Here is a 12,929-nt window from a genome sequence, read left to right as displayed (position 1 = left end):
TTTAATCTATTTTTAAAAATTTGTACAAAAACGACATAAAAAAACCCAACAAGTTAAAACTGTTGAGTTTTTTAACAGTTAAACTAACAAGGTTTCTTTGTAAGTTTCAATTTCTGAGATAGCATTGGCTAATATTGCTACTTGTGCCTCTAATTGTTGGTGGTTTATTTGGTCTTCCAAAACATTTACCGCACTATAATTGGCATTTTTGTTTTCTAAAGATTTTAACTTTGTTTCTTCACGTTCTATTTTTAATTCTAAATTTCTTTTCTCTCTTTCATCAGTAATAACAGCTAGTGCAGCCTCAAAACCTGCAATAATTGCTTTTACACTTACTATTCCTTCTAAAACAGTCGTAGTTCTTTCTGTTTTATCATCTAACGATTCGCCAAGGTTGCGTAATCTGCGGTCTAAAGTTGTTTTTTCTGTTTGTGTAATTTCAATTGCTTTATCACTCTCTTTTTTTGTTTTTAATAATGTTAAATTCAATTCCATAATTTTTTAATTTTAAATTTTAATGATTCTATTTTTTATAAAATCTTTCAATCACAATATACAATCAACTACTTATCAATACCTTAAACCAATATTAATTATATTTTACGATATTGTTATTAATAAATAACCTCAGTACAGACGCGATTTATCGCGTCTCACATAGTAAGAATCACATAATAAATCAGAATAATAATCAAAATTTATTATTACGATAAATAAAGTCGCGATAAATCACGCCTATACGATTATCACATCGAAAATAAACCACACGTACAGACGCGATTTATCGCGTCTCACATAGTAAGAATCACAGAATAAATCACAGAATAAATCACAGAATAATAATCAAAATTTATTGTTACGATAAATAAAGTCGCGATAAATCACGCCTCTACGATTACCACATCGAAAATACACCACACGTACAGACGCGATTTATCGCGTCTCACATAGTAAGAATCACATAGTAAATCAGAATAATAATCAAAATTTATTGTTACGATAAATAAAGTCGCGATAAATCGCATCTCTACGATTATCACATCGAAAATACACCACACGTACAGACGCGATTTATCGCGTCTCACATAGTAAGAATCACATAATAAATCAGAATAATAATCAAAATTTATTGTTACGATAAATAAAGTCGCGATAAATCGCATCTCTACGATTATCACATCGAAAATACACCACACGTACAGACGCGATTTATCGCGTCTCACATAGTAAGAATCACATAATAAATCAGAATAATAATCAAAATTTATTATTACGATAAATAAAGTCGCGATAAATCACGCCTCTACGATTATCACATCGAAAATACACCACACGTACAGACGCGATTTATCGCGTCTCACATAGTAAGAATCTCATAGTAAGAATCTCATAATAAATCAGAATAATAATCAAAATTTATTATTACGATAAATAAAGTCGCGATAAATCACGCCTCTACGATTATCACATCGAAAATACACCACACGTACAGACGCGATTTATCGCGTCTCACATAGTAAGAATCTCATAGTAAGAATCACATAGTAAGAATCACATAGTAAATCAGAATAATAATCAAAATTTATTGTTACGATAAATAAAGTCGCGATAAATCACGCCTATACGATTATCACATCGAAAATACACCACACGTACAGACGCGATTTATCGCGTCTCACATAGTAAGAATCTCATAGTAAGAATCACAGAATAAATCACATTAAAAATTACCGTAAATAAAAATGCGATGATTAGACCCAATAAATCTCATATTTACCAGAATAATTCCGAAATTGCACCATCAAAAAAATCATCAATAATTAATTACATGTCAGAAGAGCAACAAAAATTACTAGAAAAAAAATTATGGGATATTGCCGACCTACTTAGAGGTAAAATGGATGCTGACGATTACAGAAACTACATATTAGGTTTTATCTTTTTTAAATATTTATCTGAAAAATTAGAATTATATGCGAATGAAATATTAGTCACTGATAATTTAATTTACAATCAATTAGATGAAAAAGCAGACAACGATATTATTCATGAAGTAAAAAAAGCATGTATTAAAAAATTAGGTTATTTTTTAAATCCTTCGGAATTATTCACTGAAATTGCTAAAAAAGGAAACAACTTAAATAAAGAAGACGATAATTCAGACACAAATACCAAGCTCAACGAAAATCAAGAAGCTACAGAATTTTTTATTCTTGAAGATTTAGAACGCATCTTAAATAACATCGAACAAAGTACCATGGGGAACGGTTCGGAAGATGATTTTGTCCGTTTATTTGAAGACCTCGATTTAACATCGTCTAAATTAGGGCGTAATGTTAAGGCTCGTAATCAGATTATCGCTAAAATACTTACCTATTTAAACGAAATAGATTTTAAACTTCAAGATACCGAAAGCGATTTGTTAGGCGATGCTTACGAGTATTTAATTGGCGAATTTGCTTCTAATGCTGGAAAAAAAGCAGGCGAATTTTATACACCACAAGAAGTCAGTACTATTTTAGCTAAAATTGTTACTTCAAGAACAAAGCGTATAAAAGCCGTTTACGACCCTACATGCGGAAGTGGTTCGTTATTATTAAGAGTGCAAAAAGAATTAGGCGATAAAAATAACGGTTCTAATATTGGTATGTTTTACGGGCAGGAATTAAACCGTACTACTTACAATTTAGCACGTATGAATATGATTTTGCACGGCGTACATTATTCTCAATTTGACATTAAGCAAGAAAACACCCTAGAAGAACCTCAGCATATAAAAATAAAATTAAAAGCCGATGCTATTGTTGCCAATCCGCCGTTTTCTGCAAAATGGAGCGCGAGTAATACCTTTAATACTGACGACCGTTTTAGTCAGTACGGAAAATTAGCTCCAAAAACGAAAGCCGATTTTGCCTTTGTACAGCATATGATACATCATTTAAGTGATGACGGAATTATGGCAACCGTTTTACCGCACGGAGTTTTGTTTAGAGGTTCTTCCGAAGCACATATAAGACGTTATTTAATTGAAGACCGTAATTATATTGATGCCGTTATAGGATTACCTGCAAACATTTTTTTTGGTACGGGAATACCTACCTGTATTTTAGTTATCAAAAAATGTAGAGAAGAAAATGAAGACGTTTTATTTATTGATGCCAGTAATCATTTTGAAAAACAAGGGAAAGATAACAAGCTATTGCCCGAGCATATAAATACAATCGTAAATACCTACACTAACAGAACCGTTACAGATAAATACAGTTATAAAGCGAGTCTTAAAGAAATTGCCGAAAACGATTACAATTTAAACATCCCTCGTTATGTTGATACCTTTGAAGAAGAGCCAGAAATTGACATTGACCAAATTGCCGATGAAATAAAAGCCTTAGATATTCAAATTACAGAAACCGACCAACGAATTGCCGACTTTTGTAAACAACTGCAAATTAAAACCCCGTTTTAAATGAATAATAAAATGACAATTAATTTGGGCGTGCCCCAAGGGTCGGGCTATACGTTACAATCTTTTTGTTCGTGCCTCACAAAAAGGATTTCCACTGCTATCCCTCACGCAATAAAAAAAAATAACCATGGATAATAAAAAATTAATTCCTAATTTAAGATTTCCTGAGTTTAATAATTCGTGGGAAGAAAAAAGGTTAGAAGAAATTACAACCAAAATTAGTGATGGTATTCATTCTACTCCTAAATATAATAACTCAGGTAAATATTATTTTATAAACGGTAATAATTTAGTTAATGGTAAAATAAAAGTAAATTCTAACACTAAAAAAGTTTCTACTAATGAATTTGATAAACATAAAAGAGATTTAAATTCAAATACTTTATTATTATCTATAAATGGTACAATAGGTAACTTAGCTTATTACAATAACGAATCAATAATACTAGGTAAAAGTGCTAGTTATATAAATATTGAAAAAAAATACCCTGTATCATACTATTATTATATTCTTCAAAGTCCAAGAATTAAAAAATATTTTTTATCTGAATTAACAGGAAGCACAATTAAAAACCTTTCATTAAAGACTATTAAAAATTGCCGATTATATTCACCTCAACTTTCAGAGCAAGAAAAAATCGCATCATTTTTAACTGACGTAGATAGTAAGCTAACGCAATTAACAAAAAAGAAAGCCTTATTAGAAAACTACAAAAAAGGCGTGATGCAAAAAATCTTTAATCAAAAAATAAGATTTAAAGATAACAAAGGAAATAACTTCCCTAAATGGGAGGAGAAAACTTTAGGAGAAGTTTTAGATTATGAACAACCAACAAAATATATTGTTTCATCTACAGAGTATCAAAATAATTTTAAAACACCTGTGTTAACTGCTGGTAAAACTTTTTTACTTGGTCATACAAATGAAGTCAATAATATTTTCACAAATTTACCAGTGATTATATTTGATGACTTTACTATGGCTAATAAATTTGTAGATTTTGATTTTAAAGTTAAATCATCAGCAATGAAAATTTTAAAACCAAAATCTAGTAAAATAAATTTAAAATTTATTTATGAGAGTATTCAATTAATAAAATATCCGAAAGGAGATGAACACAAAAGGTTTTGGATTTCTGAATATTCTAAAATAAATATAAAATACCCCTGTTTAGAAGAGCAAGAAAAAATCGCTAATTTTTTATCAGAAATAGATAACAAGATAAAAACGCTCAATACCAACATAGAAAATAATAAAGTCTTTAAAAAAGGCTTGTTACAAAAAATGTTCGTTTAAAAGGCTAAAAAAAACGGCATCAAAAAAAAATAAAAAAAATCCGAATCCGTCAAAGGGATTTTATTTCAGTTTCACATACTGATTTTTCACCATTTTGTCAATTCGAGTGATTTTAATGACTAGAAGGAATTAAAATTGTATCGAGAATTTTATTTTGATTGATTTTGATGCTAAAAAGTTCTCGATACAATTTTTTTGAAGGAAAAAAATCACTCGAACTGACAGGTTTTTGTAAAAAAATTATTGACAAAAATTTAAAAGGCTAAAAAAAATTGCTATCAAAAAAAGAAAAAAAATAAATGAAAACAGAATCAGAACAAGAATTAGAAAACAAATTAATACAGCAGTTAATAGGTTTAGGGTATAAAAAAGCGGTTATAAATACCGAAGAACAACTAGTAAATAATCTTAAAACACAATTAGAAACTCATAATAATACACAATTTACTGATAACGAGTTTAAACGCATTTTAATCCACCTTAGCAAAGGAAATATTTTTGATAAAGCAAACACCTTGCGAGAGTTAAAATACGATTTGCTAAAAGACAACGGAAAAAAAGAATACATCGAATTTATCAATCAAAATCATTGGTGTAAAAATCAGTTTCAAGTAACGCACCAAGTAACAATACACGGCAAACGTGAAAACCGTTACGATGTTACTATTTTAATAAACGGTTTGCCTTTGGTACAAATAGAGCTTAAAAAAAGAGGCATCGAACTAAAGGAGGCTTTTAATCAAATATGCCGTTATCAACAAGATTCTTTTGCCTCTAATCATTCGTTGTTCAATTATATACAGCTTTTTGTAATTAGCAACGGCGAGAACACCAAATATTTTGCCAATACTTTTAAAGGTAGTAAAATGCCGAGCTATAAATTTACTTCTTATTGGAGCGATGTAAAAAATAAACGAATTACACAGCTTCATAAATTTGCTGATATTTTTTTAACGCCCTGTCATATTGCCAAAATGATAACCAAGTATATTGTGTTGCATCAATCGGACGGTATTTTAATGGCGTTGCGTCCTTATCAGTTTCATGCGGTCGAAGCAATTATTGACAGAGTAAAAAACTCAGAAAAAAACGGCTATATTTGGCACACCACAGGTTCAGGAAAAACATTGACTTCTTTTAAAGCCAGTCAAATACTTACCAATAATCCGAATGTAAAAAAAGTGGTATTTGTTGTTGACCGTCAAGATTTAGACCACCAAACAGTTAAAGAATTTCGAGCCTTCGACAAAGAAAGCATCGACAGTACTGCCGATACAAAAACATTAGTAAAACATTTTTTAGATAATAGTCGACCTTTAATAGTTACAACCATTCAAAAATTAAATGTTGCTATTAAAAAATCTGTGTTTAAAAATCAGATAGCTACTTTAAAGGACGAAAAAATAGTTTTTATTTTTGATGAGTGCCATCGCTCGCAATTTGGCGACACTCACAAAGCAATTGTACGTTTTTTTACTAATCATCAATTATTCGGTTTTACAGGAACGCCAATTTTCGAAAAAAATGCCCTAAGCGTAAAAAGTGTAAAACAAACTACGGTGAATCTTTTTGATGAATGTTTGCATAAATATGTAATTACAGATGCTATCCGTGATGAAAATGTCTTAAAATTTTCGATAGAGTATTATAATGTCTTTAAAAAAAAGGTCTCCGAAAATGAAGAGGATACTCCCGAAGATGATATTAAAGTCGAAGGAATTGACACCCAAGAAGTTTTTGAAAGTGATGCCTATATAAAAACGGTAGGGAATTTTATTTTAAAAAATCATTACGCAAAAACAAACAGCAAAAAATTTACAGCGATATTTTGTGTGAGTTCTATTGATACACTAATAAAATATTACAATTATTTTAAAGCTGAAAAAGAAGCAGGAAAACATCGCTATAAAATAGCAACTATATTTTCTTATAACCCCAATCCGCCCAGAGCTGTTATTGATGGAAATATTGACGGAACTATTGAAGAAGAAGATGTAAGCGATACTGCGCCTGTAAATCAATCGGCACGTGATAAATTAGACGAGTTTATTGACGACTATAATAGTATGTTTAAAGAAAAGCATTCCGCAAACGATGCCAAAAGTTTTTTGAACTATAAAAATAACATCGCCGATAGGGTAAGAAATAAAGACATTGATATTTTACTGGTGGTAAATATGTTTTTAACAGGCTTTGATAGTAAAACTTTAAATACCTTATATGTTGATAAAAATTTAAAATATCATGGCTTAATACAGGCATTCTCACGAACCAACAGAATTTTAGACAAGCATAAAACACAGGGTAATATTGTTACTTTCCGAAATTTAAAACAAAATACCGATGACGCAGTTCGTTTGTTTTCGAATCAATCGGCAAAAGAAAGCATTACTATTGCACCTTATAGCGAACAGCTTGCTTTTTTTGAAGAAGCCTACGCAAAACTTATTGCCATCACTCCTATTCCTGACGATGTAAGTAATTTGGTTACTGAGCTAGACGAATTAAATTTTGCAAAAGCTTTTAGAAATGTTGTAAGGCTTAAAAATATTTTAAATTCGTTTACGCAATTTTCTTTTGATGAAATTTCTATGGAAGAACAAGAGTTTTATAGTTTTTCAAGTAAATATCAAGATTTAGATGATAAAATAAAAAATGACCGCAAAAAAAATAAGGTTTCTATTTTAAATGAAATAGATTTTGAAATTTCGCTGTTACATAAAGATGAAATAAATGTAACCTATATAATGAGGCTATTAAATCAACTAAAAGATGCAAATCCTAAAGAAAAATCCAAGCAGAAAAAAGAAATTTTAGATTTATTGGCAGGAGAATCGACCTTGCGTAGTAAACGAGAATTAATTGTGCAATTTATCGAAAATAATTTGCCAAATATTTCTGATGATGCCGATATTGAAGCAGTTTTTAAAACCTACTGGCAAGAGGAATCGAAAAAAGCATTGCAAAAATTAAGTACCACCGAAGCACTGCACCAAAATAAAGTAGAAATTATTATTAACGATTATCTGTTTACAGGAAAAATGGCAACCGAAGACGAAGTTTTAAATACACTAAAAAAACAACCGAGTATTTTACATCGTGAAACAATCGGTAACAGAATTATCGAAAAAATAAAAGATTTTATTCAAACGTTTATAAATGGTATGGATGCCTAATGTGTGATTAAATATATACGGTATTTTAGACGCGATTTATCGCGTCTCCCATAATAAATTTCACATAATAAATTCAAAATTAATAGATTCAGTTAAATAGACGCGATGTTTTAGATACGATGTTTAGACACGATAAATTGCGTCTCTACGTGAATTATTATTTTTTGAAATGGCAATTGTTTTTTCAAAAAAATAATTGCATTTTTACAATATATTGGATTTTTATCATCAATAAAACCATCAATAAAAAATGGAAAAATTTAATAATAAATATCGCATACCATCAGCACGGTTACAAAATTGGGATTACGGAAATAATGGTGCATATTTTATAACCATTTGTACGGCAGGAAATCAACATTTTTTTGGTGATATAAAAAATAAAGAGCTACATTTTAATAACCTCGGAAAATTAGCAGAAAAATATTGGCTTGAAATTCCTAATCGTTTTTCGTTTATTACATTAGGTAACTTTGTAATTATGCCCAATCATATGCACGGTATATTAATTATTGATAAATTTTCATCCGATATTTCCGAATCATTCGTACAGACGCAATCCGTAGAGACGCGATTAATCGCGTCTCTACCCCCTGACTCAAAAATAGGTGGAATAACAGGCAACACAAACCCGATGTTTCATCAAAATATATCACGAATTATTAGATGGTATAAAGGATGTTGTACTTATGAGATACGTAAAATTCACACCGATTTTTCGTGGCAACCACGGTTTTACGACCATATTATTAGAAATTCAAAGGCGTTTGATAAAATTCAGAATTATATAGAAAATAATCCCGTCAATTGGAATGAGGATAAATTTTATAGATAAATAATATACGTGATAAATCGCATCCAACCCGTACAGATACGATTTATCGCGTCTCACATAATAAATTCACTATTTAATAGATTCACTATTAATAGATTCCGCTAAATAGACGCGATAAATCGCGTCTCTACGGTAAAACACAAAAACACTAACTGAATAACTTACTATCTATATTTTATTCAATATTTTTGTGCTTCAAAAAAACAAAATGAAAAACCTACACCCTATTATGTTAGTCGGCACAGGCTCTGATGTTGGTAAAAGCTGGATAACTACAGGAATTTGTAGGTGGCTAAAACAAAAAGGATATAATCCAGCACCTTTTAAAGCACAAAATATGTCATTAAACAGTTTTTCTACACCCGATAATCTTGAAATTGGAAGGGCGCAAGCTGTACAAGCAGAAGCCTGTGGTATTTTACCAACTGTAGAAATGAATCCGATTTTATTAAAACCTTCTTCTTTAAATAAATCGCAAATTGTTTTACATGGAAAACCAATTGGCAATCAAACTGCAAAAGAATATTTTTTAGGCGATAATAAAAAACAACTGTTTGAAGAAGCTAAAAAAGCCTTTAAAAAATTAACTGCAAAACACAATCCTATTGTTATAGAAGGTGCAGGAAGTATCAGCGAATTAAATTTAAAACACAGAGATATTGTAAATATGCCCATGGCGGCGGCGGCAAATGCTTGTGTTTATTTAATTGCCGATATTGATAAAGGCGGCGTATTTGGTAGCGTATATGGAACCATTGAATTATTAGAACCTTGGGAACGTAAACTTATAAAAGGTATTATAATTAATAAATTTAGAGGCGATCCTGATTTATTTATCGAAGGAAAAAAGAAGTTAGAAGAACTTACAAATATTCCTTTATTAGGAATTTTACCCTATGCTACAGATATTATTATCGAAGAAGAAGATTCTGTTGCTTTAAATAAAAGAGCTACTACGGCAACGGATAATAAATTAAATATTGCAGTAGTAAGACTTCATTACATGTCTAATTACACCGATTTTCAAGTATTAGAACAAGAACCGCTTATCAATTTATATTTTACAAGAGATTCCGAAGAACTTAAAAAGGCTGATATAATTATTATACCAGGTACAAAAAATACTATTGAAGATTTAATCGCTTTAAAAAAAGATAATTTAGATACCGTTATAAAAGAACAATACAAACACGTTCCTGTTTTGGGTATTTGTGGCGGATATCAAATGTTAGGCAAAACAATTAACGACCCTTTTTCTGTAGAAAGTGAAATTAAATCGGAAAAAGGTTTGGGTTTATTTGATATTGAAACCACCCTTTCTAAAACTAAACAAACCATACAACGCAGTTTTTATTTTAAAGATAAAAAGGAACTTTGTGAAGGTTACGAAATTCATATGGGCGAAACAATTGTGCCGAAAAATAAGCATCTAAATTATATCAACGGAAAAAAAACAGAAAAAAAAGAAGGTTATTTTGATGGAAATAAAAGCTGGGGAACCTATTTACACGGTATTTTTGATAATCAAGAAATAGTAACCGAATTATTACGCATAAAATACCCTGATGCTAAGGCTATAAATTATAAAAATTTTAAAGCTAAACAATTTGATAAATTAGCCGATTGGATTAATGAAAATTTAGACATGAAAGCCATCATAAAAAACAGCACAAAAGAATGTTAAACGGACATGGAGATGACCTTCATTTAATTAAAGGAGAAATTAAACACAATTTTAGCTCGAACGTATATTATAAAGGATGCCCAGAAAATTTACTTTCACATATTTCAAAAAACATTCCTTTAATTCAAAGTTACCCCTCGCCCACTGCAAGCGAATTAAATATTTTGGCGGCTAAAAAATTCGATTTAAAAAGCGAAAACTTTTTATTTACCAATGGTGCAACTGAAGCTTTTTATTTGATAGCTCAATTATTTTCTGATAAAAAAACGGCTATTGTTGCTCCTACTTTTTCGGAATATGAGGATTCTTGTAAAATTTTCAAATTAGATTATCAATTAATTTCTAGAGATAGAATAAACCAAACAAATGCCGACCTTATTTTTATTTGTAATCCTAATAATCCTACGGGAGCTATTTTTTCATCCGAAGAATTAGCATTGTTATTTCAACAAAAACCAAATACTATTTTTGTTATTGATGAAGCTTATATCGAGTTTACAAACAGTGCAAAATCAATTGTTTCATTAATAAAAGAGCTTAATAATTTAATAATCGTTCGTTCATTGACAAAAACATTTACCATTCCTGGTTTACGTTTGGGTTATATTATTTCTAATGATAAATTAATAGCATCACTTTTAAATTTAAAAATGCCTTGGAGCGTTAATTTATTGGCAGTAAAAGCGGGTGAATTTATCTTTAACAATTATAAAACGCTTCAATTTAATGTTACTGAATTAATTTCAGAAACTACGCAATTTAAAAATCAACTTGAAAATTTAAAGGGCATAAAAGTTTGTAAAAGTAATACGTCTTATTTTTTAGTAGAAATTTTAAATGATAAAAAAGCAAGTGATTTAAAAGCGCATTTAATTGAAAAACATCAAATTTTAATTAGAGATGCTACTAATTTTAAAAAATTAAACGGCGAATATATTCGATTATCGACACAAAATAAATCGGCAAATAACACTTTAATTCAAGCTTTAAAAGAATGGCTTTAAATTCAATATATATTTTAATTATTGCTTTTTTGTTAGATTTAATCTTTGGCGACCCAAAAAAATTACCGCATCTTATTGTCGCTTTTGGAAACAGTATTTCTTTTGGTGAAAAATGGCTTAATAAAAAAAATAATCAATTTTTAAAAGGTGCTTTTTTAACCATTTTTTTAGTGAGTATTTCTTTTGTCGCTCCATATTTCATTATTAAATGGCTAAATGCTGCCGATTTTAAAATTTTAGCGAACATATTTTCAGTACTGATGTTATTTTATTGTCTTGCAAATAAAACGTTAGTTAAAGAAGGATATGCTGTTTTTAACACCTTAAAAAATGAAGGTTTAGAAGCAGGAAGAAAACGTTTATCATGGATTGTTGGGCGAGAAACCACCAATTTAAACGAACAACAAATCAGAATTGCTACTTTTGAAACCATGTCGGAAAATTTAAGCGATGGTATTATTGCTCCGTTATTTTATTTTTTAATTTTCGGTGTTCCTGGTGCAATGGCTTATAAAATGATAAATACTTTCGATTCTATGATTGGTTATAAAAGTAATCGATATTTTTGGTTTGGAAAATTTTCCGCAAAATTAGATGATGTTGTCAATTATATTCCTGCCCGAATTACTGCAATATTAATGTTAGTTGTGCAAAATAAAATCAGCGGAATTTCTTTTGTTTTTAATGAAGGAAAAAAACACAGTAGCCCAAATGCTGGTTACCCTGAAGCTGCTTTGGCGTATATTTTAAATTGCCAATTTGGAGGCTCTAATTATTATCATGGTAAATTAGTTGAAAAACCTTTTATCGGAACTAATAACCGAATAATTAAACATGAAGAAATTAAAATAGTACATCAAATTAATTATAAAGTAAGCATATTGTTTGTTTTATTGATGATTAGTGTGTTTTTGCTTACCGTAAAATATGCCTAAAAACCAAAAGAAATATATTATTACTGGCGCTCCTGGAACTGGAAAAACAACCTTGATTAATCTTTTAAAAAATCGCTTTTCTTGTATGGATGAAGTTTCAAGAAAGGTAATTACAGAGGAACAACAAAATAACCGAAACGGCATGCCTTGGGCTGATATTAATCGGTTTTCAGAATTAGTTTTCACCCGTACAAAAAAAGAATTATTAACTTCGGATGCCCAATTTTGTGATCGGTCGGTGTTAGATTTAGAGGCGTATTTATCCGTAGAAAAAAAAGAAATACCTGATTATTTAAAAAATTTCTGCTATAAAAAAAACTACCACAAAACCGTGTTTTTTACCCCTACTTGGTTTGCTATTTACCAACAAGATCCACAGCGATTACAAGAATTTGACTATTGTTTGAAATTAGAAAAATCGCTTTTAGAACACTATAAAAGTAAAGGCTTTAAAATCATTATACTACCTCGTTTTTCGGCTATAAAAAGAAAAAAACTCATTTTAGATTCTATCTTTTAAGTCAAAAAAAAA

General features: G+C 29.8%; 9 protein-coding genes. 8 read left to right on the top strand and 1 reads right to left on the bottom strand.

Going from position 1 to position 12,929, the window contains the following annotated elements:
* Positions 1-78 precede the first annotated feature (78 nt).
* Complete coding sequence (locus ABNT14_RS04720; RefSeq protein WP_101901760.1) at positions 79-495, bottom strand: hypothetical protein; 417 nt, start codon at positions 493-495, stop codon at positions 79-81.
* Between the two features lie 1,333 nt (positions 496-1,828).
* Between ABNT14_RS04720 and ABNT14_RS04715 the strand changes: the two genes are divergently transcribed.
* The 8 genes from ABNT14_RS04715 (at position 1,829) to ABNT14_RS04680 (ending at position 12,917) form a co-directional block, all read left to right on the top strand.
* Positions 1,829-3,466 (top strand): type I restriction-modification system subunit M, encoded by a 1,638-nt coding sequence (locus ABNT14_RS04715; protein WP_101903408.1) that lies wholly within the window; start codon positions 1,829-1,831, stop codon positions 3,464-3,466.
* Between the two features lie 127 nt (positions 3,467-3,593).
* On the top strand, positions 3,594-4,763 hold the full coding sequence (locus ABNT14_RS04710) for a restriction endonuclease subunit S (protein WP_101903409.1): 1,170 nt from the start codon (positions 3,594-3,596) through the stop codon (positions 4,761-4,763).
* A gap of 299 nt (positions 4,764-5,062) precedes the next feature.
* Entirely contained in the window at positions 5,063-7,939 is a 2,877-nt protein-coding gene (locus ABNT14_RS04705) for a type I restriction endonuclease subunit R (protein WP_101903410.1), read from the top strand.
* Between the two features lie 250 nt (positions 7,940-8,189).
* Positions 8,190-8,774 (top strand): transposase, encoded by a 585-nt coding sequence (locus ABNT14_RS04700; RefSeq protein ID WP_101903411.1) that lies wholly within the window; start codon positions 8,190-8,192, stop codon positions 8,772-8,774.
* 208 nt (positions 8,775-8,982) lie between these two features.
* On the top strand, positions 8,983-10,458 hold the full coding sequence (locus tag ABNT14_RS04695; protein WP_101903412.1) for a cobyric acid synthase: 1,476 nt from the start codon (positions 8,983-8,985) through the stop codon (positions 10,456-10,458).
* Positions 10,452-11,462, top strand: a complete 1,011-nt coding sequence (locus ABNT14_RS04690; protein WP_101903413.1) for a pyridoxal phosphate-dependent aminotransferase — start codon at positions 10,452-10,454, stop codon at positions 11,460-11,462. The genes ABNT14_RS04695 and ABNT14_RS04690 overlap by 7 nt, the downstream gene beginning before the upstream one ends.
* On the top strand, positions 11,453-12,397 hold the full coding sequence (gene cbiB / locus ABNT14_RS04685; RefSeq protein WP_101903414.1) for an adenosylcobinamide-phosphate synthase CbiB: 945 nt from the start codon (positions 11,453-11,455) through the stop codon (positions 12,395-12,397). Before ABNT14_RS04690 ends, cbiB begins: the two co-directional genes overlap by 10 nt.
* Complete coding sequence (locus tag ABNT14_RS04680) at positions 12,390-12,917, top strand: AAA family ATPase (protein WP_101903415.1); 528 nt, start codon at positions 12,390-12,392, stop codon at positions 12,915-12,917. Before cbiB ends, ABNT14_RS04680 begins: the two co-directional genes overlap by 8 nt.
* Positions 12,918-12,929: the final 12 nt, after the last annotated feature.

The organism is Tenacibaculum dicentrarchi (assembly GCF_964036635.1).
Classification (GTDB): domain Bacteria; phylum Bacteroidota; class Bacteroidia; order Flavobacteriales; family Flavobacteriaceae; genus Polaribacter; species Polaribacter dicentrarchi.
Note: the sequence above shows the minus strand (reverse complement) of the source record. Positions and strands in the feature narration are given on the sequence as shown.

What these genes read in the sequence shown, in the direction of transcription:
- cbiB (WP_101903414.1), top strand. Translation starts at nt 11,453, where the DNA reads ATGGCTTTAAATTCAATATATATTTTAATTATTGCTTTTTTGTTAGAT.
- ABNT14_RS04700 (WP_101903411.1), top strand. Translation starts at nt 8,190, where the DNA reads ATGGAAAAATTTAATAATAAATATCGCATACCATCAGCACGGTTACAA.
- ABNT14_RS04705 (WP_101903410.1), top strand. Translation starts at nt 5,063, where the DNA reads ATGAAAACAGAATCAGAACAAGAATTAGAAAACAAATTAATACAGCAG.
- ABNT14_RS04690 (WP_101903413.1), top strand. Translation starts at nt 10,452, where the DNA reads ATGTTAAACGGACATGGAGATGACCTTCATTTAATTAAAGGAGAAATT.
- ABNT14_RS04715 (WP_101903408.1), top strand. Translation starts at nt 1,829, where the DNA reads ATGTCAGAAGAGCAACAAAAATTACTAGAAAAAAAATTATGGGATATT.
- ABNT14_RS04680 (WP_101903415.1), top strand. Translation starts at nt 12,390, where the DNA reads ATGCCTAAAAACCAAAAGAAATATATTATTACTGGCGCTCCTGGAACT.
- ABNT14_RS04720 (WP_101901760.1), bottom strand. Translation starts at nt 495, where the DNA reads ATGGAATTGAATTTAACATTATTAAAAACAAAAAAAGAGAGTGATAAA.
- ABNT14_RS04710 (WP_101903409.1), top strand. Translation starts at nt 3,594, where the DNA reads ATGGATAATAAAAAATTAATTCCTAATTTAAGATTTCCTGAGTTTAAT.
- ABNT14_RS04695 (WP_101903412.1), top strand. Translation starts at nt 8,983, where the DNA reads ATGAAAAACCTACACCCTATTATGTTAGTCGGCACAGGCTCTGATGTT.